The 22,901-nt window shown below is 66.7% G+C and carries 21 protein-coding genes; 2 read left to right on the plus strand and 19 right to left on the minus strand.

What is annotated here, in order from left to right; all coding sequences use genetic code 11:
• Positions 1-45: 45 nt before the first annotated feature.
• From DD559_RS14080 to DD559_RS14135, 12 genes are all read right to left on the minus strand, one after another.
• A complete protein-coding gene (locus DD559_RS14080; protein ID WP_116469739.1) occupies positions 46-570 on the minus strand; it encodes a GNAT family N-acetyltransferase in 525 nt (174 codons plus the stop codon).
• A 122-nt stretch (positions 571-692) separates the two neighbouring features.
• The gene (locus tag DD559_RS14085) at positions 693-1,391 is read right to left on the minus strand and encodes a YoaK family protein (RefSeq protein ID WP_116469740.1); all 699 of its coding nucleotides are present in this window, start codon (positions 1,389-1,391) and stop codon (positions 693-695) included.
• A gap of 10 nt (positions 1,392-1,401) precedes the next feature.
• Positions 1,402-2,748 carry an alginate export family protein gene (locus DD559_RS14090; protein WP_116470919.1) on the minus strand — a complete coding sequence of 449 codons (1,347 nt, stop codon included), beginning with the start codon at positions 2,746-2,748 and terminating at the stop codon, positions 1,402-1,404.
• 16 nt (positions 2,749-2,764) lie between these two features.
• Complete coding sequence (locus DD559_RS14095; RefSeq protein WP_116469741.1) at positions 2,765-3,190, minus strand: DoxX family protein; 426 nt, start codon at positions 3,188-3,190, stop codon at positions 2,765-2,767.
• 2 nt (positions 3,191-3,192) lie between these two features.
• A complete protein-coding gene (locus tag DD559_RS14100; protein WP_116469742.1) occupies positions 3,193-4,068 on the minus strand; it encodes a VOC family protein in 876 nt (291 codons plus the stop codon).
• A gap of 30 nt (positions 4,069-4,098) precedes the next feature.
• Positions 4,099-5,952, minus strand: a complete 1,854-nt coding sequence (locus DD559_RS14105; protein ID WP_116470920.1) for an amidohydrolase — start codon at positions 5,950-5,952, stop codon at positions 4,099-4,101.
• Between the two features lie 89 nt (positions 5,953-6,041).
• A complete protein-coding gene (locus DD559_RS14110) occupies positions 6,042-6,290 on the minus strand; it encodes a DUF1427 family protein (protein WP_116469743.1) in 249 nt (82 codons plus the stop codon).
• 26 nt (positions 6,291-6,316) lie between these two features.
• A complete protein-coding gene (locus DD559_RS14115; RefSeq protein WP_116469744.1) occupies positions 6,317-7,156 on the minus strand; it encodes an alpha/beta fold hydrolase in 840 nt (279 codons plus the stop codon).
• A gap of 88 nt (positions 7,157-7,244) precedes the next feature.
• Positions 7,245-7,901, minus strand: coding sequence for a hydrolase (locus DD559_RS14120; RefSeq protein WP_116469745.1), 657 nt, complete (start codon positions 7,899-7,901; stop codon positions 7,245-7,247).
• A 254-nt stretch (positions 7,902-8,155) separates the two neighbouring features.
• Positions 8,156-8,818, minus strand: a complete 663-nt coding sequence (locus DD559_RS14125; RefSeq protein ID WP_116469746.1) for a response regulator — start codon at positions 8,816-8,818, stop codon at positions 8,156-8,158.
• Between the two features lie 67 nt (positions 8,819-8,885).
• Positions 8,886-9,464 (minus strand): M17 family peptidase N-terminal domain-containing protein, encoded by a 579-nt coding sequence (locus DD559_RS14130; RefSeq protein ID WP_116469747.1) that lies wholly within the window; start codon positions 9,462-9,464, stop codon positions 8,886-8,888.
• Between the two features lie 122 nt (positions 9,465-9,586).
• The gene (locus tag DD559_RS14135; protein ID WP_116469748.1) at positions 9,587-10,150 is read right to left on the minus strand and encodes a helix-turn-helix domain-containing protein; all 564 of its coding nucleotides are present in this window, start codon (positions 10,148-10,150) and stop codon (positions 9,587-9,589) included.
• A 228-nt stretch (positions 10,151-10,378) separates the two neighbouring features.
• On the opposite strand from DD559_RS14135, the gene DD559_RS14140 reads away from it, so the two are divergent.
• Positions 10,379-11,026: a response regulator transcription factor gene (locus tag DD559_RS14140; RefSeq protein WP_116469749.1), complete on the plus strand. Its 648-nt coding sequence runs from the start codon at positions 10,379-10,381 to the stop codon at positions 11,024-11,026.
• A 96-nt stretch (positions 11,027-11,122) separates the two neighbouring features.
• Positions 11,123-11,482 carry a response regulator transcription factor gene (locus tag DD559_RS14145; RefSeq protein ID WP_165831096.1) on the plus strand — a complete coding sequence of 120 codons (360 nt, stop codon included), beginning with the start codon at positions 11,123-11,125 and terminating at the stop codon, positions 11,480-11,482.
• Here DD559_RS14145 and DD559_RS14150 read toward each other — a convergent pair.
• From DD559_RS14150 to DD559_RS14180, 7 genes are all read right to left on the minus strand, one after another.
• Positions 11,466-13,109 (minus strand): sensor histidine kinase, encoded by a 1,644-nt coding sequence (locus DD559_RS14150; RefSeq protein ID WP_116469751.1) that lies wholly within the window; start codon positions 13,107-13,109, stop codon positions 11,466-11,468. The two genes, DD559_RS14145 and DD559_RS14150, sit on opposite strands and share 17 nt — an antisense overlap.
• A gap of 74 nt (positions 13,110-13,183) precedes the next feature.
• Entirely contained in the window at positions 13,184-14,353 is a 1,170-nt protein-coding gene (locus DD559_RS14155; protein ID WP_116469752.1) for a pyridoxal phosphate-dependent aminotransferase, read from the minus strand.
• A 35-nt stretch (positions 14,354-14,388) separates the two neighbouring features.
• Positions 14,389-15,225: a sulfite exporter TauE/SafE family protein gene (locus DD559_RS14160; protein WP_116469753.1), complete on the minus strand. Its 837-nt coding sequence runs from the start codon at positions 15,223-15,225 to the stop codon at positions 14,389-14,391.
• A gap of 67 nt (positions 15,226-15,292) precedes the next feature.
• Positions 15,293-17,872, minus strand: coding sequence for a TonB-dependent receptor plug domain-containing protein (locus DD559_RS14165; RefSeq protein ID WP_240610263.1), 2,580 nt, complete (start codon positions 17,870-17,872; stop codon positions 15,293-15,295).
• Between the two features lie 757 nt (positions 17,873-18,629).
• On the minus strand, positions 18,630-20,159 hold the full coding sequence (locus DD559_RS14170) for a DHA2 family efflux MFS transporter permease subunit (RefSeq protein WP_116469755.1): 1,530 nt from the start codon (positions 20,157-20,159) through the stop codon (positions 18,630-18,632).
• A gap of 12 nt (positions 20,160-20,171) precedes the next feature.
• Positions 20,172-21,368 carry an HlyD family secretion protein gene (locus DD559_RS14175; protein ID WP_116469756.1) on the minus strand — a complete coding sequence of 399 codons (1,197 nt, stop codon included), beginning with the start codon at positions 21,366-21,368 and terminating at the stop codon, positions 20,172-20,174.
• Positions 21,361-22,800: an efflux transporter outer membrane subunit gene (locus DD559_RS14180; RefSeq protein WP_240610264.1), complete on the minus strand. Its 1,440-nt coding sequence runs from the start codon at positions 22,798-22,800 to the stop codon at positions 21,361-21,363. The genes DD559_RS14175 and DD559_RS14180 overlap by 8 nt, the downstream gene beginning before the upstream one ends.
• Positions 22,801-22,901: the final 101 nt, after the last annotated feature.

Consider the following 22,901-nt stretch of genomic DNA (forward strand, 5'->3'; position numbering starts at 1 on the left):
TGCTCCGCCTGCGGCGGAAACGTCAGAGCGAGACCTCCTCTCGCTCTAGGCGGGGGGTGTCCAGCGCAGCATATGGTGGGTTTCCAACGGCGACGGCACCTCGACAAAGCCCAGCCGAACATAGAGGCGATGCGCCGATCGGTTGGAGGTGACGACATGAAGGGTGACCGCCTCCGCACCGGCGTGGTGCGCCGCTTGCTGCACCCAGCCGATCAGTTCGGATCCGAGTCCGCGATTCCGCCGTTCGGGCAGCAACGCGATCTCCATCAGCCGCCATTCCGGTTCGGTGCGATCGAGTGACATTCGGCCGATCGGCCGGATCGCGCGAGGCGGTGTCTTCTGTTCGATCACCCAATAATCGGCGTTCGGGCGGGTCTGCCGATAATGCGCCTGTTGCAATCGATATTGATCGGCAAGGAACGCGTCCTTCTGTTCCGCACTCCAGGGGGCAAGCAGCAGTTCCGGCGCGCGGACGGCGTCGTGGAGGCGGCGCAGAAACGCTTCGTCCTGCGCACGCGTGTCCCGCAGGCGCCAACGGGTCGAAAAGGCGGGGCGTGGTGCAGATGCCATGTGCCCATCGGCTAGCACGCTGCGCGGCGCCGTAAAACCGGCTTTCGCCTGCGTTCGCTCCCTGCCTCCACGCGCACCGTTGCATCGCCGCGCACGGAGGCGGCGGTGGCGGGCGTGCGCGGCTATCGTCCGGCCGGTGCCTGTGCCGCGGGATGGCGGGCGCAGGCCAGCGTGCCGATGAAGACGACAACGGCGGCGAGCACCAGCGGGGCGGCCAATCCCCAGCGGAGCAGCATCGCCGCACCGACCAGCGCACCGAGCAGGATCGCCAGCACCGCCGCGACTCGCCGGCCGATATTCGGATTCCGGCCCCCCGCGAGGTGCGAATCCGCCGCGATCCCGGTGAGTGTGAGCGTCAGGACGGTCGTCGTAAGATCCGGCACCTTCAACTGGCGGATCGTGGCGTTGCGAAAACCCATCGCGAGCGCGGTAAGCGCGATGATGGCATAGAGATCCGCGCCCGCCGACAGGGCAGACGCGCCCGAACGTGCGGCGACCAGCGCGGCGATGCCGAGCAGCGCGGCTTCGATCGCAGCGGCGGTCATCAGCCAGTGCCGCAGGGGCCCGTCGGCCATCGCCGTGCCGATCCGACCGGCCACCAGCGCGCCGCCCAGAAATGCCGCTAGCGCGATCACATAGGGGGCGACGGCGAAGCCCGGTGCGCCGGCGGCAGCGAAGCCGAGGAAGACGATGTTGCCGGTCATGTTCGCCGTGAACACCTTGCCCAGCCCCAGCACGCTCACCGCATCGACGAGTCCGGTCGTTACCGACAGCAGCAACAGCAGCGCGGGCAGCGGGGAGGCGGGCTTGGCATCGGGCATGGCGGGTTCCCTAGAAACGGAAATTGCTTTCGAGGCCGATCATCCGGATCGGGCGGGGCGCGCCGGTGTCGCGCAGGAAGCGACCGGCCTGGAAGAAGGAAAGCGAGGCGGAAAGCTCGAGTTCGGCGGTCGCCTGCCAGGCCAGCGCGCCTTCGATCTGCGTGCCGATGAAGCGGGCGCGGCTGGTGCCAGGGGTGCGGAGCAGATTGCCGGGGATGTCGTACACGCCGTCGGCCGTGGTGTAGCGCCAATAGGCACTGCCCGCGATGCTGGCGGAAACCCCGCCGCCCAGCGTACCGGCGATGCGCGGATTGAGGTTGATCAGGTTATAGGGGCCGAGCGGCGACAGCTCGCCGAAATATTTGCCCTTGGGGAACAGCGCGTTGAACGTGCCGAGCCGGCGGTCCCCGGCATGGTTGTCGCCGCTGATCAGGTTGAAGCGCAGCACCGCATCGGGGGCGAAGGGCAGGGTAGGCAGCGTGCGGCCAAGCTCGGTGCCGAGCGTCCAGGCGACGATCGGCCCGTCGGCGAAGCGGCCGAACTGGGCGACGCCCTCCACATTCCAGTGCCAGTCGCCTCGCGCGCCATGGAGGCGTACGCCGAGGCTGTGGCGCAGCTCGCGGCCGGTGCGGTCGCCGAAATGCGCAGTGCGGTTGCGATAGCCGAGATAATAGAGGTCGATGCTCGGCAACGCCGCATAGGCGCCCCAGAGCCGCTTGGTCGGCGAGGTGCGATCGTCGAAGGTGCCGAGCCGGGGTGCCACCGGCGCGACAGCAAGCAGGCTGATCTTCGCCCGCCCCACCGCCACGATCCCGCGCACGCCGTCGAAGGCGAGCGGCACATTGGGGCCATAGCGCGTGCCGATCAGCCGTTCGGTGCCCAGCGACAGCATCTGCCGCCCGCCGCGCAGCGTGACCGCGCCGAGATCGACTTCCGCGAAGCCCTGGAGCAGGTCGGTGCGCGTCTGGTCGATCGGCCCGTTGGCCGGGCGGACCCCGGCGGCATAAGCGAGGATCGGCTGCGCGAAGGCGCGGACCCGGCCGACATGCAGGTCGGCATAGGGCAGCGCGCGGTTCCAGAGATAGGTGTCGTCGGGTGACGCGGCGTTGCCGAGCGTGTTGTTGCGGAAGGATTCGCTGCGCAGGCGGACCTCGACGCCGGTGGAAAGCCATGCATCGCCGCCGAGCGGGATGTATTTGAACCGGCCGGTCCAGTGGTGGGCGCGTTTTTCGACATCGGCGAGATCGGACCAGTCCTCGTCATAGCGCGTTATGCTGAGGGTCGGTGCCTGCCACGCTTCGGGGGCCGGGGAGACCGGTGGCGGCGTGGAGCCGGCGACCTGTCCCGCCAGCAGCATCACCGCCGCCGCGAGGCTAGCCACGGCGCTTCGCCTGCTCCGCCACCAGTGCCGCCAGGACGAAGCCGCCGATCAGGCCGAGATGCTCGAAAAAGGCGTTGGTCGCGCCGAACCGCGCGGGGCCCGGCGGCATCGTCCAGAAGGCATTGGCGGTGAACGCGGCGAGCAGGGTGAACACCCCCAGCATCCCGGCCCCCAGCCAGATCCAGCGGCCGGTGAGGATCAGCACCGGCCCGATCAACTCCACCGCGATGGTCAGCGCCGCCCAGAGTGCCGGCGGATTCATCCCGAAATGCGCCTGCTCGGCAACGGCGCCCGGCCAGTCGGTGAGCTTCACCGCCCCGCCGAGCAGATAGGCGCCGACCAGCAGCAGCCGGGCGAGGAACCAGGTCGGCCGCCAATCGAGAATGGCGTCGACGAAGCGCGGATCGGGCGTCGCCATGGTCACTTGGCCGGGGCGCTGTGGATCTCGGCGATATAGCCGCCGGGGAAGCGGACGATCACCGCGCGGCCGGCGGCGGCCGCATAAGGCTGTACCAGCGTCTCGACCCCGGCCGCCTTGGCCTTGGCGAGCGTCGCGTCGAGATCGGGCACGGCATAGCCGGTCATGTCGCGGCCATAGGGCCAGGGCAGCAGGCCATCGGTGACGAACACCACCATCTTGCCATAGCCGCTGGTGATCGCGATGCGGCGGATCGTCTTGCCGGGCTCGCCCACCTCGGCGCCGGGCGCGGCACGGTCATCGGCGGTTACTTTGGCCTTGGCATAGCCGACCCAGCTCTTCACGAAGCGATCGGCGGCGTCCTCGGTCAGATAGATGCGGTTCTCCGGCACGGTCTCCAGCGGCGCGTAGCTCGGCTTGGTGGTGTGCCAGTAGAGCTGCATGTTGACCCCGCCCGGCCACTGGATCAGCGAATCGCGGCCGATCGGATCGGGGAACGTGACCAGACGACGCACCGCGCCGTGCTGCACCGCCGCCTTCACCGCAGCGTCGATGTCGGTCACCAGATAGCCGGTGCGCTCGTCGCCGAACGGGAACGGGATCGGCGTCTTGAAGCCGAATACCGAGACGGTGCCGGCGGGCGTGAGCACCAGCTGCGACTTGGTGAGGCTGGTGGTGGGCGTCACCTGGAACACGCCCTGCTTGCTGGTCGTGCCGCCGAAGGTTGCCTGGAAGCTGGTGACGAAGCTGTCGAACTGGTCTTCCGGCACATAGACGTGCGTGGTGTCGTATTGCGGGCCGACCGCATAATCGGCGGTCTGCTGGGCGAGCACCGGGGTGGCGACGACGAGGGCGCAGGCGAGGAGGAAGGGGCGCATGGGCTGACTCCTGAGAATGAAAGAGCGGGTTCACACCGCCCAGCAGCCGCAGCCGAGGGCACCCCAGAAGCTCTGGACGTCGGCGGCGGGCACATTGGCACCGAGCGCGGCGGCATGGTCATGGCCATGGACCGAGCAACTGCTGTGGCAGGCGCAGGCGGAGGCGAGCTGGGCACGCGCCTCGGGCGACTGGTGGTATCCGCCGAAGGTCGCGACCGGCGACCAGTCGGGCATCGGCCGGGGCAGCGTGGGCGCGAGCGGGGCATAGTCGCCATCGCCATGCACCACTGCGCCACCGAGCAGCGTCAGCACCGAGCGGATATGGACGATCTGGTCCTCGGGCACCGCGAAGTAATCGGCCGACAGCACCGCCAGGTCGGCGAGCTGCCCGGCCTTGATCTGGCCCTTCTTGCCGACCTCGTTCGAGAACCAGGTGTTCTCGTGCGTCCACATCGCCAGCGCCTTTTCGCGGCTGACGCGGTTGGCGCCCGGATAGAGCTTGAGCCCGCCGACGGTGCGGCCGGTCACCAGCCAGCTGAGCGACACCCAGGGATTGTAGCTCGCCACCCGCGTCGCATCGGTGCCGGCGCCCACCGGCAGGCCGGCGGCGAGCATCTTGGCGATCGGCGGGGTACGCTCGGCGGCTTTCGCGCCGTAGCGCTCGACGAAATATTCGCCCTGATAGGCCATGCGATGCTGCACGGCGATGCCGCCGCCCAGCGCCGCGATACGGTCGATGTTGCGGTCGCTGATCGTCTCGGCATGGTCGAAGAACCAGTGGATGCCGGTCAGCGGAATATCGCGGTTCACCTTCTCGTATACGTCGAGTGCGCGGCCGATCGTCTGGTCGTAAGTGGCGTGGAGGCGCCACGGCCAGCGATGCTCGGCGAGCAGGCGGATCACCGGCTCCAGATCGCCTTCCATGGTCGGCGGCATGTCCGGCCGGGCGACGCGGAAATCCTCGAAATCGGCGGCCGAATAGACCAGCATCTCGCCCGCGCCATTGTGGCGATAGCTGTCGTCGCCCTGCCCCGGGGTCACCTGCTTCACCCAGCCGGCGAAATCGGCGAGCTCTTCCTTGGGCTTCTGCGTGAAGAGGTTGTAGCTGATCCGCACGGTCAGCTGACCGTCGGCGTGGAGCTTTTCGATGATCGCATAATCATCGGGATAATTCTGGAAGCCGCCGCCCGCATCGATCACGCCGGTGACGCCAAGCCCATTCACTTCGCGCATGAAGTGGCGGGTGGAATTGATCTGATACTCCTCGGGCAGCTTCGGGCCCTTGGCGAGCGTGGAATAGAGGATCGTCGCATTGGGATGCGCCAGCAAAAGGCCGGTGGGGTTGCCGGCGGCATCGCGGACGATCTCGCCGCCCGGCGGGTTGGGCGTGTCCCTGGTGTAGCCCACCACCCGCAGTGCCGCGGCATTGAGCAGCGCGCGGTCATAGAGGTGGAGGATGAAGACGGGCGTGTCGGGGGCGACCGCGTTGAGCTCGTCGATCGTCGGCAGCCGCTTCTCGGCGAACTGGTGCTCGGTGAAGCCGCCGACCACGCGCACCCATTGCGGCGCCGGCGTGTTGTCGACCTGGCGCTTGAGCATCGCCATCGCGTCGGCAAGGCTGGGCACGCCGTCCCAGCGCAGTTCCATATTGTAGTTCAGGCCGCCGCGGATGATGTGCATATGGCTGTCGATCAGCCCGGGAATCACCCGGCGGCGCTGCGCGTCGATCACCTGCGCGTTTGGGCCGGCGGCGGCGCGGACCTCCGCCTCGCTGCCCACCGCGAGGAATTTGCCGTCGCGGATCGCGATCGCCTCGGCCACCGGGTTTTCCCGGTCGAGCGTCGTCACCTGCGCGTTGACGAGGATCAGGTCGGTGGCGGGCATGCGGGCGTTCCTTGCGAAGAGCGGCGTGGGCAGCAGCGCACCGGCGGCGGTGGCGCCGGCGGCTGCGAGGGTCTGGCGGCGGGTGAGGCTCACGCCGCGTCGTCCGGCTTCTTGACCGGCCGCCCGAGCACCTGCTCGGCGCAATCGGTCCGGAGATAGGCGACCACGTCGTGGCCGGCGAAGAGCCGCTTCGCCACCGGCACCGCCTGCTCGCCCAGCAGCATGCCGAGCAGGCCGATCAATGCGATCGTCGGCGGTGCTGGCGACTTGACGCCGAAGAGGCTGTAGATGACCCCCACCAGCAAGCCGATGGCGAGCGAGATCAGATAGGGTTTCATGCTGCTTCCTCTCCGGCGCCGATTGATCAGCCGCGCACGAAGGCGAGCAGATCAGGGTTGATCACGTCGGCATTGACGGTGAGCATGCCGTGCGAGAAGCCCGGATAGATTTTCAGCGTCGGGTTCGGGAGCAGCTTGGCCTGCAGCTCGGCGCCCTGATGGTACGGCACCACCTGGTCGTCGTCGCCGGCCAGTACCAGCGTCGGCACCGTCATCGCCTTCAGATCGGCGGTCTGGTCGGTTTCGGAAAATGCCTTGATGCCGTCATAATGGGCCTTGGCGCTGCCCATCATGCCCTGGCGCCACCAATTGTCGATCACGCCCGGATAGACCTTCGCGCCCTCGCGGTTGAAGCCGTAGAACGGGCCGGCGGCGACGTCGCGGAAGAACTGCGCGCGGTTGTCCGCGGTGCCCTTGCGGAAGCCGTCGAACACCTCAAGCGGCAGGCCGTTCGGATAGGCCTCGGTCTTCGCCATGATCGGCGGCACGGCGGCGACCAGCACCGCCTTGGCGACGCGGCCCTGCGGGATCCCGTGCTTGGCGACATAGCGCGCGACTTCGCCGCCGCCGGTCGAGTGGCCGATATGTACAGCGTTGCGAAGGTTCAGATGTTCGGCAACGGCGGCGGCGTCGGCGGCATAATGGTCCATGTCGTGGCCGTCGCTCACCTGCTCGGAGCGGCCATGGCCGCGGCGGTCATGCGCGACGACGCGGAAGCCGTTCGCCAGGAAGAACAGCATTTGCGCATCCCAATCGTCCGACGAGAGCGGCCAGCCATGGTGGAACATGATCGGCTGGGCGTCCTTGGGGCCCCAATCCTTGAAGAAGATCGAGACGCCGTCCTTGGTGGTCACGGTGGAAGTCATGGGAGCATTCCTTGTCGTTGGGGGGCAGGAAAAGGGGTAGGCCCGGCGGCGCTGGAGAGGGCGCGCGCCGCCGGACCCCGGGGGCAACTCAATGGCCTTCGGAGGCGCCGAACATCGTCTTGGCGTAGGTGACGCCCAGGCCATAGGCGCCGCCCCATTGCTTCGCGATGCCGGTGGTGGACTCATAGGTCTCACCACGCGCCCAATCGCGCTGCAGTTCGAGCAGATACTGGAGCGCGGTCATCGGCACCGCGCCCAGCTGGATCATCCGCTGCACCGCGCGCTCATGCGCTTCGGTCGAGATGTCGCCGCAGGCATCTGCGATGAAATAGGCTTCGAAGCCCTGGTCGATCGCCGATGCCACCGGACCGACGATGCAGACGCTGGTCCACAGCCCCGCAAACACAATCCGCGGCTTGGCGATGCGGTTGACCTCCTCGATCACCGCGGCGTCTTCCCAGGTGTTCATCGAGGTGCGGTCGAGCAGTTCCTGGCCCGGAAACGCATCGGTCACTTCGCTGAACATCGGGCCCGAGAAGCTCTTCTCGGCGACGGTGGTCAGGATCGTCGGCACGCCGAACGACTTGGCGCCGCGGCTGATCAGCGCGGCATTGTTGCGCAGGACGGTGGCATCGATCGACTTGGTGGCGAACGCCATCTGCGACTGGTAGTCGATCAGGACGAGCGCATGGTTCGTCGGCGATAGCAGCGACTTGCCCGGCGTGGCGGTGGCGGTGAGGGTCATGGTGCGGCTCCTTTTTCTGCCGGGGTCCGGCGTCGATGGGTGCAGAATAGCCGGCGCGAATTTTCCGAAAACTCGGATAAATTTATGCGTACCGTTCTATTCTTTCGAATAGTTGGCGTGCTGCCCTGTTGCCCGTGCCCAGGCACAAGCACGACAGCCGTCTGCCGCCCGCAGCCTTAGGCGGTCGCAGCCGAACGGGTATTGGACAGGTTTGATGCGATCCGGCGCGTCGCGCCGGATTGAGGGTGCGGAGACTAGAGTTCGATCAGCCCGCGCTTCGCGGCGATCGTCACCGCATGGGTGCGGTCGTTGGCGCCGAGCTTGGCGAAGACCGTCTTCATATGGCCCTTCACCGTTTCCTCCCCGATATCGAGGCGGGCGGCGATCTGTTTGTTCGAATTGCCAAAAGCGGCCAGCGTCAGCACCGCCACCTCGCGCTCGGTGAGCGCTTCGTCGAGCACATGCAGCGCAATGGCGGTGGCAACCGATGCATCGAGATGCTTGCCGCCATGATATACCGATCGGATCGCATCGAGCAGCTGGTTGCGCAGGCTCGCCTTGAGCAGATAGCCCATCGCGCCGGCCCGCAACGCCTTGATCGCGCGGCCATCGCCGGAATAGGTCGTCAGCACGATGATGCGGGCATCGGGGGAGGCGGCGCGGATCGCGGCGATCGCGTCCAGGCCGGACATGTCGGCCATCTGCAGATCCATCAGCACCAGATCGGGGTGTAACCTGGCATATTCGGCGATCGCTTCCGCACCGCCCGCCGCTTCGCCGACGATCTCCATGTCCGGTTGCGTGCCGACCACCGCCCGAACGCCTTCGCGCAGCAGCACATGATCGTCGACCAGAAGGATGCGGATCGGCGCATGCGTGCCAGCGCTGCTGCGTCCGCTTTGAGCCCTGGTCAACATCCTGTACGAAGAACCTTATCGGTGGAGCGCGATCCTATCACGATCTGATAGCGTTAGCATCCACCCCTTAGCGCCAATCCACAAGCGCCGCGCACAGTGCTTCCTCGGTTCGGTCGGCATGGCCGTTGCGGACATCGAACGTCCAGCGCATCCGGGCGCGATTGGGATGCGCGTCCACCGCGCGCAGCGCCCCGTGCATCATCGCGGCCGCACTTTGCGCCACCTGGTCGGCGGGAATGTCCAGTTCCGACCAGCCGAGCAGGCAGGCGACCGAGCCGGCGCCGATCCGCAGCGCCGTCCGCATCGCCAGTTCGGTGAGGTCGCCCGCGGGCCCCGGTGCGATGGCGGGGGATGCGCCCATGCCGATCAGCATCAGCGACGCCGCGCGGATCGGTGCGGGCGGGCGCGTGAGCATCAGCGTTTCGCCGAAATCTCCGTTGAAGATACCGCCCGCGCGCAGGCGCGAAAGCGTGCCGTGCAACGCGTGGTCCAGCTCGGTAGCACCGCCGTTGCCGCGGCCCGGCACGTCCTTTTCCAGCATCCCCACGATCAGCAGATCGTCGCTCGCGGCGGTGACGTCGATCTGTGCGACGTCGAACACTACCCCGCGCCATTCGCCGATCGCGCGCGCTTCATGCTTGGCCATGGCGGCGTAAGGCTCCCTTGCCCAGGATGGTTCCGCCTCTGCGGATCGCGAGGGTGGCGCAGCCGCCGCCCGTCGTCCTGTATCGGATCGGCGCCTTTTGACGATCTTTGCGGAATCTCGGGTCAGGCCGCCTGCTGCCAGGCGCGCCGCCACAGCAGCGGGGTGGTGCCGACCAGCCGGCGAAACAGCCGGGTGAGATGCGCCTGGTCGCTCAAGCCGCAGGCGCAGGCAATGTGCGACAGGCTGTCGCGCGATTCGAGCATCAGTGTCTGCGCCCGGCGGATGCGCTGGCGCATGATATAGGCATGGGGAGGCTCCCCCATGCTGACCTTGAACGCGCGGCAGAAATGGCCGGTGCTGAGCTGCACGATCTCCGCCAGCATTTCGGTGGCGAGCGGCTGCTCCAGCCGGGCATCGATATAGGCGGTCACGCGGTGGATCTGCCAACCCGCGAGTCCGCCCTTCGCGGCCGCCATGGCCGGCGCGGCGATGCGTTCGGGCAGCAGGGCGGCCTCCGCGGCGGCCGGTGCCGCGCCCACCAGGCGCGACAGGCGCTCCAGGCAGCGGCGGGCGAGCGGCGGATCTTCCTCCAGGGAGCGGATGGCGCGATCGACAAGCACCGCGAGTTGCGGAAGCGCACCGGTGGAACCGAAGGCGCCCGTTTCGATCAAAGCTTCGTGGTACATGGTGCAATCCCCGTTCGTTCGGGGCGCAGTTTCGCGCGGCAGGCGACGACGGGGAATCGAACCTCCGCAGAGGTGAACGAGACCATCGGATGAGGCGCCTATACCAAGGTTCTGCTTCGCCTGGCGCGGCGACGTTCGAACCACCCGATTGGGGGGTATGGACGGGACCACAACCGGGCTTGTCGAAAAACGGCGCGCTTTGCACTTTGCGCACGAAAGGAGTGCCCCATGTCATCGATGCCCGCTGCCGCGGCGCAGGATGCCAGGCCCATCGTGCTGGTGGTGGATGATGATCCGCTGGTGCTGGGTGCGCTGGATTCGCTGTTCCGTTCCGTCGACTTCGCGGTGCGCAACTACGCATCGGCACAGGAATTGCTGGAAGCCCCCATCCCGGATACGCCGTGCTGCCTGGTGGTGGATGTTCGGATGCCGCATATCGGCGGCTTCGAATGCCATGCCCGGCTGGCAGAGCGGGGGCTGGACGTCCCGGCGATCTTCTTGACCGGCCATGGCGACATTCCGATGTCCGTCAAGGCGATGAAGGCGGGCGCGGTGGATTTTCTGACCAAGCCGTTCCGAGATCAGGACATGCTGGATGCCGTCAACGCGGCGCTGGCGCGTTCGACGGCGCGGCATAGCGCGTTCCAGGAACGCGAAGCGCTGCAGGGCCGGCTTCGATCGCTTACCTCGCGCGAGCGGCAGGTGATGGACGGTGTGGTCCGTGGCCTGCTCAACAAGCAGATCGCGGGCGAACTCGGGATCGCGGAAATCACCGTGAAGCTGCACCGGGCGAGCCTGATGCGGAAGATGGGGCTGCGCACCGTACCCGATCTCGTCCGCGCGGCGGAGGCGGCGGGCGCGGTGCAGGTCTCGTAGAATCCCGATAAACACGCGTATAGTTTCCGGCGGCGGGCAGATGTCCCTATTTCTCCGCGAAGTTCCGGGTTTCCGGGGCGCCGAGGAGTTCCCAGTGTGCCAGCCCCCATCCTTGCCGTGATCGACGACGACCCGCTGGTGCGCGGCGCGATTTCCAGCCTTGTCCGGTCGCTCGGCTATGGCATCGCCCCGTTCGATTCCGCCGAGGCGTTTCTGGAGGCGGCACCGACGGAGGTCGCCTGCATCCTGACCGATTTGCAGATGCCGGGGCTTTCGGGACTGGATCTGTGCCGGTTGGTCAGGGAGGAGGGCTCGCAGGTGCCGATGATCCTGATGACTGCCTATGCCACACCCCAGACGTGGGAACGTGCCGCCGCCTACGGCCTGGTGGCGCTGCTGGAAAAGCCGCTGGATCCCGATCGTCTGGCGGCCTCGCTCGTTACGGCGCTGCGCTGATGCAGGGCGTGTCCGTGGCCAGCGGCAGCGCGATCGACACCATGGCGCCACCTTCGGGATGGTTGGCGATATCGATCCGCCCCTCATGCAGGTCGATGATCGACCGGCAGATGGTAAGGCCCAGGCCCATGCCGCCCGGCTTGGTGGTGTAGAAGGTTTCGAACGGTGTATCGGCGGCCGACGTCGCCAGCCCCGGCCCGCTATCCCGAACCTCCAGTTGCGCGCATCCGGGCAGGGCCCGCATTGCCACCTCGATCTGCGGGTCGCAGGTGCCGGCCGCCTCCATCGCCTGTAGCGCGTTGGTTATCAGGTTGAGCAGCAGATGCTTGAGCAGTATGCTGTCCCCCCGGATCGGTGCGGTGCCTGTTTTGGTGAAGCGGATCGTCGCGCCATGCGCCGTGAGGTCGCGGGCAGCGATCGCCACCGTGTCCGATACCAGTGTTTCCAGCAGAAGCGGTGCGATCTCGGCACGCGATCCTCCCACCAGGTTGCGCACCCGGTGCATCACATCGCGCGTGGCGGTGACTGCCAGGTCGAGCCCGGCGAGCGACCGGCGGACTTCGCCCAGATCGGGTTCGGGGTGGGCGAGCCAGCGGCGGGCTGAATCGGCATAGCTCTGGATCGCGGCGATCGGCTGGTTGATTTCATGGGCGATCGACGCCGACATGGCGCCGATCGCCACGGTGCGTTGCACCCGTTCCAGCTCGATCCGCGTGCGTTCCACCGTGGCTTGCAACCGCTTGTGCTGGCGAATGTCCAGGATGCTGCCGGGCACGCGATCCAGGCTGGTGCCGGGGGCGAAGCTGAACGCTACGATCACGTCGATCGACGTGCCATCGGCGGCGACTAGACGGGATTCGGCCTGGAACATCGGCCGCTGTTCATCGATCGCGAGGATGCACGCCGCAAAGCTGGCATCGGCGTCGGGCAGGAAATCGACGAGCTTGCGGAAGAATGCCTGCTTGTTCGGGACGCCCATCAGCGTCAGCGCGGTCTGGTTCACATCGGTGATCCGCACCCGGCGCTGCGTCGCCGCGACGAAATCGGGATTGGCGCGCAGATAGCCGGCAAGATCGACCACACCTTCCGCGCGCAATCCGGCGATCGCGGCAGTGACGGGGCGGAAATCAAGCTCCCAGATGGCGACGGCAAGCGAATCCATCATCGTCGCGTAGCGGCGTTCCTGGTGCGCGACGCGGCGGTCCATCGCCTGACGGTGTAGCAGCAGCCCGGTGGTGGCGGCATTCGTCGCCAGGCTCACCAGCATTCGCACGATCGTATCGATGGGCGGGGCGATGCCATGGGCGATCAGCATACCGGCCAGCGTAAGCCCCGCGCATCCGATCGACCAGCAGAGCAGGCGGGCGCCGCTCGACCCGCTGGCGACGAGCAGCACGAGCAGATACAGCGTGGCCACCGCGCTGCTCAGTTGCGAGAAGCTGTCGAGGACGAAGATGGCTGCGGCCAGCAGCAGCGCCGCTGCCTGCCGCGAACCGGCGCGATGGACGCGGGTGCGATCGTCTTCGGCGCTCTGGCGAACGCGGGGCGGGGCCGTGCCCGTCCGACTATCGGGCGTCTCTCGCATGACGCGCATCATGGCGATGCCGGCCGCGCCGGCCCAGCCCAAGGCGGGCGCCCCTTCGCCCCCTCAAAAGGGGGGGGCTGCGCGGGAGCGGGCCGCGCAGCCGGGAAGGGAATGGATCAGGCGAGCAGTACTTTGTCCACCGCGAGGGCGAATTTCTGCATATCCTCGGCCGAGCCGACGGTAACGCGCGACATGGTGGGATAGGCAGACCAGGAGCGGCCGATCTGCACCTTCTGCGCGAGCAGCGCGGCCATCATTTCCTTCGGCGCCTTGCCCTTCCATTCGGTCATGAACATGTTGGCGTGGCTGCCGGGCAGCACCTTCAGGCCGCGATTCTGGAGGTGGGCGATCGCCCGTTCCCGCACCGCGATCATCTCGTCGCGTCGTGCCTTGATCTCGCTGGCGAGCGGGATCGAAGCGGTTCCGCACGCCACCGCCGTCATCGGCAGCATGTTCGTCACCTGCATCCCGTCGTACCGCATCATCTTCTCGTGCAGCGACGGCGCCGCGAAGGTGAGGCCGAGTCGCATCCCCGCCATACCGAACAGCTTGGAGAAGGTGCGCATCACCAGCACGTCGTCACGCGCGGCGACCAGCTTGGCGGCGTTGGGCGCATCGGCGAAGTGGATATAGGCTTCGTCGACGATCAGCACCGCGTCCTTGGGCTTGTTCTCCGCCAGCCACACGATGTCCGCGATCGGCGTCAGCGTGCCGGTGGGGTTGTTCGGCGAGCAGACATAATACAGCCCGGCGTTTGGATCGGCCGCCAGCATCGCCTTCACGTCATGCTGATATTGCGGGCCGAGCGGTGCCTTGCTCACCTTCGCACCGATCCAGGCGGCGGTGCGCCAGATCTGCTCATAGGTGGGGTCCGCGGTGACGATTCCGCGCGTCGGTGACGCGAAGGTGACGGCGGCACGGTTGAGCGGATCGCTGGAGCCCGGCCATGCCTTGATATGCGTGGCGGGCAGGCCTTCCACCGCAGAGACCGCGGCGAACAGCTTGGCATGTTCGTCATTCGGTTCGTAGCGATTGCCTTCCATCACGATCTTCATCGCGGCCCGGGCGCCCGCCGGCAGCGGCCCGGTCCAGCATTCGTTCGATCCGATGCGCACGGCACCGATCACTGCCTTGGCCGATTGTTGGGCGAAGGCCGGCGCGGCGCGGCTGAGCGCGACGCCGCCGCCGAGCAGGGCGGCGATCCGGCCCAGATCGCGGCGCGAATAGCCGCGTTCGCGAAGATCGTCCTGAACTTCGGGGGTCTTGAGGACTTCGAGGATGGTCATGGCGATAGTCTCCCTGAACGGCTTGAAGTCGCGCGTCAGAATTTGAGCGCGTTGTGGAACATCACGAAGGAAATCACGATGAGGTAAATGCCGAAGACCCGCTTCAGCATGGCCGGCTGCAAGGCATGGGCGGCGGCGACCCCGAGCGGCGCGGTGAGCATCGACATCGAGGCGATGGCGAGCGTCGCCGGCAGGTTGACGAACCCCAGCGAGCCCCAGGGCAAGCCGGGTTCGCGCAGGCCGATGATCGCGAAGCCGATCGCGCTGGGGATGGCGATCAGCGTGCCGATGCCGGAGGCGGTGCCGACGGCGCGGTGGATCGATCGGCCGCACAACGTCATCACCATGATCGCGATGGTGCCGCCGCCGATACCGAGCAGCGACGAGAAGGTGCCCAGGCCCCCGGCGATGGCGACGCGGGCGACGCCCATCGGCATCGTATCGCTGATCACCCGGTTGCCCAGCCGCGGCACCAGGAAGTTGACCGACATCAGCAGTACCCCGCTGGCGAACACCATGGTGAGCACGCGTCCGTCGACATGGCTGGCGAGCAGCACGCCGATGCCGTCGCCCAGCACCACCCAGGGCGCCCAGGTCTTGAGGATCTCGAAATCGACCGAGCCTCGCTTGTTGTGGCTCATCACCGATCGGATCGAGGTGATGATGATCGTCGCGGCGGAGGTGCCGATCGCGACATGGGCATATTGATGATGCTCGCCGCCCAGCAGCGGCAGCATGACGAGCAGGGCAGGCACGACGACGAAGCCGCCGCCAATGCCGAATACGCCGCCGGCGAAACCGGCAGCGAGCCCGGCGACCAGCAGACCCAGCAGCGGGATCAGCCAATCCAGTGAAGATGGTAGCAAGTGCATCACTCCCGAACCTATGTTCTCGTACGCGACAGGCCGGCCGGAAGGCCTGCTTCCGGCCGGCGGTTACTTAGAATTTCACGCTGATCCGGCCGTAATAATATCCGCCGTTGATCCCGTAGGGCGAGATCGTCGGATAGAGGTTGCTCGAATAGGCGCGCGAGCCGGAGATCAGCTGGGGGTTTCGGATATTTTCCGCGGATCGCTCGGTCGGATAATGGTTGAACAGATTGTTGGCGCCGATCGAGAGACTGACCGGTTTCAGCACCTGCACGGTCAGCTCGGCATCGGTGATGAAGGCGGCGTTGACCGGGACGATGGTGTCGGCACCGCGCAGCGGGCTGTTGCCGGGCGTCGATTCCAGCGCATAGACACGGGAGTAGTAGCTTTCGCGCAGGTTGAGGCTGAAGATGCCGCGCTTCCAGAAGGCGCCCAGCGTCGCGCGGAACTTGGGGGTGCTGTTTTCCAGCTGCACCAGGCTGTAGCGATCGATCAGCGCGGATCGGCTGGGATCGGTGCGGTTGACGTAGAGCGGCGCCGGGAGGCCGGAGATGCCGCGCACCTGGTTCTCATTGTAATTGGCGGTCAGCGACCAGTCGACGGTACCGAAATCGCCGAAGTCCGACGCATAGTTGGCAGTGAAGTCGATGCCGCGCGTGCGCACCTTGGCGCCGTTGACGAAGGTCTGCACCGCCACCGATCCGTCGATGTTCCGCTCGCCATTGACGTCGAGCAGCACATAGCTGGGGATCGAGCCGCCGAGCGCGGTGGCGACGGCGTTGTACACCGAAGTCTGGTTGTAGGTCAGATAGTTGTCGGCATTGTAGGCGACGCAGCGGCTGGCATTCGAACCGGCATAGCCCTGGGGACAATATTGGCCGCGGAAGCCGTAGAAGGAACTGGAGATCAGGATCCGGTCGCGAATGTCGATCCAGTAGCCGTCGATGGTCACGCTCAGGCGCTTGGCGGGGTGGAAGACGAAGCCGGCGCTGAAGTTGGTCGACTTTTCCGGCTTGAGGCCGCCGAAGCCGAGCGCCGCGCCCGCCGCCGAATTGGCCGGCAGCACGCCCGAGATGCCGCTGGGAGCGACGTTGATGCCCGAATAGAAACCCTCGGCCAGTGTCGGCGCGCGGAAGCCGGTGGAGACGGTGCCGCGGATCGCGAAGGCGTCCGACAGGTCGTAGCGGCTGGTCAGCTTGAACACCGTGGTGTCGCCGAAGTCGCTGTAATGCTCATGGCGGATCGCGCCGTCGATCAGCCACGCCGCGACCGGCTTGATGCTGAGATCGAGATATTGCGAGAAGTTGGTGCGGCGGTGGTTGCCGGCATCGTTCGGGCTATAGCCAAAAAAGGACTGGGCGCCGCCGCCATAATAGGAGGCGGGATCGCCCGAGACGATGCCATAGGTATCGCGTCGCCACTCCAGGCCGCCGGCGAGGTTGGCAGGCTCGGCCAGGCCCAGTTCGATCGGGTAGGTGAGGTCGAGCGTGTTGGTCCACTGGCTGGCCTTGAAGTCGCCATTGTGGAACTCGGTCGGCGTGAAGCCGGTGGCGCGATAGAGCTGCGCGTTGCCGGAATTCTCGACATGCACGCCGACGAAATCGTCGCCATAAGTCGAGGCGATGTCGAACGTGCCGGCGCCCAGCGGGCCCTTGAAGCCGGTGGTGACGGCATAATCGGTCTCGCGAATGGCCTCGAGCGGCTGGAAACCGGCAGGGTAGAAGGGGACGCCGGCGGCGCTGACGATTACGTCCGGCGTGCGGACATTCTCATAGGCGCGGGCATATTTGTGGCCGTAGCTGCCGAAGGCATAGAGTTCGTAGCCGCCGCCAAAGTCATAGCCGGCATTGGCCATCACCGAGGTCTGCTCGATCGACGGATCGCCCATGATGCGGTTGGTGTACGGATAATTGGGCAGCGTGCGGATCGCCGGGTACAGCGAGAGGTAGCGTCGGGCGACGGCATTGTCGCCGAAGACCTGGGGGTTGATGTCGCCGCGGAAGCTGAAGCCCTTCTTCTTCTTCTCCACCGTCACGTTGACGAAGGCGTTCTCGATCGGCGCGAAGCCGACATTGGCGGAGACCGCATAGGTCTTGCCGCCTTCATCGAAATAGCGGCCGCCGGTGGCGGTGATCATGCCGCCGTGATCGGCCTTCTTCTGGATGATGTTGATGACGCCAGCGATCGCATCGGTACCGTATTGCGCAGCGGCACCGTCCTGCAGCACTTCGATATGATCGATCGACAGCGGCAGGATGAAGCTGATGTCGGGTGCGGCGCTGCCCCCATAAGGGCCGCCTGCGATCGAGACGTTGGCGGTGCCGTGGCGCCGCTTGCCGTTCAACAGGATCAGCGTGTGGTTGGGGCTCAGGCCGCGCAGCTTCATCTGCAGGTTGTGCGCCTGGAGATCGCTGCCAAAGGCCTGGGCCTGCACGCTCGGCAAGTTCTGGGCGAGCGCCTGGATCAGGTCTGGCTGGCCGGTGCGGGCCAGTTCGGCGGCGCTCAGCAGCTGAATCGGTGCCGGGCTGTCGGCGGCGCGCAGGCCGGTGACGCGGGTTCCGGTGACGATGATGTCGCCACCATCCGGGGGCGGCGCTGCGCCATCCTGGGCGAACGCCGGTGTCGCGGCGAGCGCCAGCGTGACGGCCAACGCCGTAAACGAACCTGTATCGCGAAAGTGCATTCGATCGTGCCCCCCGAGGCTGATGGTTGACGCTCGTTCGCTCCTGGACGCGGCTTTTGCCGCTTGTTTTCGTTCTTCCTGTCCGCCCGTATCCCGGTGCCGCCGAACCGCGCCGTGACGCAGAGGCTCTTTCCCGAAAGCACGGTGCTTCGGAGCGGTTCGATCGGCACTGGGATACGCTGTGCGCGCCACGCCCGGAGCGGTGGCCGCACGTCACCAACCGCGCCCCGCAGCCGGGAACTCGGCATGGTCCTACCAATAGTAACTACTACCGGACCCGTGCTGCCCCGCCCTTCGGGGCGGTGGCAATACCGCTATTGCGGCAGGGCCGAAGCGGAACGGCACATTCTTACCGTTCCCGCACGCTTACATCGCATGGCGGCGCGTTCGAGCCGAAAGACTGCCGTCAAAGGCCGGCGGGCACGAAAACGCGATGCACGCGCCACAATCGCTCAGGCGAGACACATATGTTCCGCAGGCATGTGCGACCCTGGCAAGGCAGCGATGCAGTGTTGAAAATGGTCGGCCATTTGATCACCCCGTTATCGGATCAAAATCGCCGTCAAACATCCGCCCCAGGAACGTTTTTCTTTGCTTCGAACAAGCTAGCCGGGGGGCGGGGGCTGTCAATGCGCGAATGACGTATTTTTGTAACTTTTGTGCTGTTGCAGGCACACATCTCCGCGTGTCGTTGCAAGAACGACACGCGGTGCGCAGCAATGGGTCAATGTGCGGCGCTGGTATCGACCGCGCGGGTTGGGCGCGGCGTGAACCAAATGATGCCTGCAGCGAAGACAAAGATGATCGCGGACAGCAGGAAGATATGGGTCGTCGCCAGCGTCAGGCTTTCCTGATCGACCAGCCGGGCCACGACGCTGCGCACCTGATCGACCGAGAAACCCTGCGCCGACAACGCATTCAGCGTCGGATCGGTGTGCATCCGCGAAACGATCTCGCTGCGGGCCACCCGTGTGCTGTTGTCCCAGATGCTGGTCGAGATCGAGGTGCCGATCGCGCCTGCCATGGTGCGCAGGAAGCTCATCACGCCGGCGGCGGAGGCGGTTTCCTCCGGCAGCACCGATCCCAGCGCGAGCGTGGTTAGCGGGATGAAGAAGAACGGCATCCCGAAACCCTGCAGAAGTTGGGGGAAGGCGAACGTCCAGAAGCCGGCCTGGCTGTTCCAATAGACACGGAGCAGCGACGACAGGCCGAGCCACAACACCCCGGCCGAAACCAGCAATCGGGGATCGACCTTGCCCGAAAGCTTGGCGACCACCGGCGACATGAACACCGCCGCCACGCCTGAAAAGGCGGTGGCATAGCCGGCATAGGTGGCGGTGTACCCCTGGCTCGACTGGAGCCATTGCGGGATGATTACGGCGGACGCGAAGAAGGTTGCGAAGGCGAAGCTCAGCGAAATCACCGAGACGGTGAAGCCCCGATGCCGGAACACGCGCAGATCGACGATCGGGTTCTTCTCGGTAATTTCCCAGGCGAGGAATATCAGGAAGCCGACCGCGGCGACCACGCCCAGCCAGACGATCGCGGTGCTGTTGAACCAGTCATGCTCGCGGCCGAGATCGAGCATGATCTGCAGCGCGGCGATCCACAGGACGAGCAGCGCCAGGCCGCCCTTGTCCACCGAGAGCTTTTCGGTCGGCGTTTCGGCGCGTGTGAGCAGGCGCAGCCCGCCGAACACGCACAGCGCGCACACAGGAATGTTGATGAAGAAGATCCAGTGCCACGACCAGTTGTCGCTGATCGTGCCGCCGGCGATCGGGCCGAGGATCGGGGCGACGACGGTGGTCATCGCCCACAGGCCCATCGCCTGGGCGTGCTGGCTTGGCTTGAAGATGCGCAGCAGCAACGTCTGGGTAAGCGGCATCAGCGGACCGCCGCACAGCCCCTGGCCGATACGGCAGGCAACCAGCATGCCGAGCGTGGTCGACATGCCGCACAGCACCGAAAACAGGCCGAAGCCGATCATGCCGACGATATAGACCCGTACCACGCCGAACCGGCCGGCGAGCCAGCCGGTGAGCGGCACGCAGATCGCTTCGGCGACGGCGTAGGAGGTGATGATCCAGGTCCCCTGGCTCGCCGAAATGCCCAGGCTGCCGGCGATGTGCGGCACCGAGACGTTGGCGATGGTGGTATCCAGCACGACCATGAAGTTGGTCAGCGCCAGCACCGCGCCGGCAAGGATCAGCGACGGCCCCGACAGGAAGCCGCCGCGCTGCATCTGCCCGCTCATGATAGGATGTCCTTACTTGGCCGAGGTATCGATCTCGGCATCCATCGACAGGCCGACGCGCAAGGGGTGCGCCTGCAGTTCCTTCGGATCGAGCGCGACGCGGACCGGCAGGCGCTGGACCACCTTGATCCAGTTGCCGGTCGCGTTCTGGGCCGGGATCAGCGCGAAGGAAGAACCGGTGCCGCCCGAGAAGCCGACGACGCGGCCATGATATTCGACGCCGCTGCCATAGAGGTCCGACGTCAGCGTCACCGGCTGGCCGACCTTCACCCGGGTGAGCTGGCCTTCCTTGAAGTTGGCGTCGACATAGAGCTGGTTGAGCGGCACGATCAGCATCAACTGCGCGCCCGGCGCCACCCGCTGGCCGACCTGCACCGCGCGCCGGGTGACGACGCCGTCGAACGGCGCGCGGATCACCGTGCGGGCGAGATCGAGCTTGGCCTGTTCCACCTTGGCGCGGGCAGCGAGCACTTCCGGCGCGGTGTTGGCATTGGTGCCGCGCACCAGCGCCTCGTTCGCTGCCAGCTGGCCACTGGCCGCCACGCGCGTGGAGGTGGCCTGGGCGAGCCCGGCCTTGGCCAGTTCCAGATTGGCGCGCGCGGCCTGGAAGGCGTTGGTTGCGGACGTCAGTTCCTCGCCCGAAACCGCACCGTTCGGTGCCAGCTTCTGGCGGCGGGCGAGATCGATGCGCGACTTCTCGAAATCGGCCTGTGCAGCGATCACCTGCGCGCGCGCGCGGGCGATATCCGCCTCGCGTGCCTGCACCTGCGCGGCGAGGGCATCGCTGGTCGCCGCGGTCTGGCCGAACTGGCGGGTGGCGCGGGCGAGATCCGCCTCGGCCTGGGCCAGCGCGATCCTGGCGTCGCTGTCATCGATCTGGACGAGCACGTCGCCCTTCTTCACCGCCTGCGTGTCGGATACCGCGACGCGGAGCACCTGGCCGCCGGTCATCGGCGTGATGCTGGCGCTGTCGGCGCCGACATAGGCGTTGTCCGTGCTCACATAATGGCTGCCGACGGCGGCATAATAGCCGCCATAGCCAAGGCTCGTGACCAGCACGAGGCCGCCAATGCCGAGCATCAGGCGCTTTCGCAGCGACTTGCGGCTACCTTCGTCGGCATCGACGGTGGCGGCGGCGGCGGCGGGGGCAGGCGTCTTCCGATCGGAATCGGAGCGGGCGGAGTGGATGGCGGGTTCTGCGTCAGCCATGGGTCGGGACCTCGGAAGCGGCAGTTGCCGCATTGTTGGTGGAAAAGCCTCCGCCGAGCGCGCGGACGAGCTGGACATCGAGCGCGAACGCACGCGCCTCCAGCTCGGCGACGATCTGGCGGTTCTGCAACACCCTCTCCTCGGCGGTCAGAACATCGAGAAACCGCGACAGCCCGCCTTCATAGCGTTGCCGTGCGATTGCATAGGCCTGTTCGGAATCGGCAAGCGCCTGGCGGCTTTCGGAAAGCCGCGTGGCCAGTGCCTTCTGGCTCGTCACTGCATCCGCGACATCGTGATAGGCGGTGGTGACGCTGTTATCGTAATTCGCCACGGCTTCGTCATAGGCGGCGCGAGCGCCGGCATATTGGCCGCGCAGTTCGCCGCCATGGAAGATCGGCAGGCTGATCGCCGGGCCGGCCTGGAACACCGAGGCGCCGTTACCCTTGACCAGATTATCGAGGCCGAGCGCGCCATAGCCGGCGAGCGCGCTGAGGCGGATCGACGGATAGAAGGCGGCGCGCGCCACCTTGATCTTGCTGGCGGCGGCTTCGACGCGGGCACGCGCGGCGGCGATGTCCGGCCGGCGGCCGATCAGATCGGTCGTCACGTCGGCGGGGAGGCCGCGGGCCTCCGTCGGCGCCGTCGGCAGCGCGATCGATAGACCGCGATCCGGCCCCTGGCCGAGCAGTGCGGCAAGGCGATTGCGGGTGAGGCCAATCTGCTCGTCGATACCGGCGAGCTGCGCGCGCTCCGCTGGTACGGCGGCCGCGGCCTGCTTTTCCTCGGCGCGGGTTTCGAGCCCGTTGGTCACGCGATCGGTGACGAGCTTCTGGGTTTCGAGCCGGACCTGCAGCGCGCGTTCCTGCACCTGCCGATCGGCGGCCAGGCGTGCGAGATCGGCATAGGCGGCGGCTATGTTGGTCGACAGCGCGAGGCGCGCCTGTTCCAGTTCCAGCCGCGCCGCTTCCGCTTCGGAGGTGGCGGCGGCGAGCTGGGCGCGGTTCTTGCCCCACAGATCGAGATCGAAGCCAAGATTCAGCGTGCCATAGCCGATCGTCTGCACGTCGGACGGGATCTTGATCGGCAGCCCGTTGCCGGTGTTGATCTGGTTGGCGGCGGCAGACCCGCTGGCATCGACCCGCGGCAGGCCCGCGGCGCCGGCCTGCACGGCATAGGCCTGGGCAGCGCGCAGCCGCGCGGCGGCGGCGGCGAGGTTGGGCGCACCGCGAAAGGCCTCTTCCATCAATGCGTTGAGCTGCGGATCGTTATAGGCGGCCCACCAGTTGGTAGCAGGCCATTGCGACGGTGCGGCGGCGGCGAACGACTGGCTGGCGACATAGCTGTCCGCCGCACGCACTTCGGGACGGGCACCGAGATTGGGCACCGGCGCGCATGCGGCCACCACGGAGGCGGCGGCTGCAGACAGCAACAAGTGCCGTGTAGGAAAACGACTCATCATGGCCTGGAAAAACCGTACTAGTGGGTACGAGTTCCAGATGGGATGCGGGTTCGCCCTTGTCAATAGAAAATCGT

Source organism: Sphingomonas pokkalii (assembly GCF_003096275.1).
Classification (GTDB): domain Bacteria; phylum Pseudomonadota; class Alphaproteobacteria; order Sphingomonadales; family Sphingomonadaceae; genus Sphingomonas; species Sphingomonas pokkalii.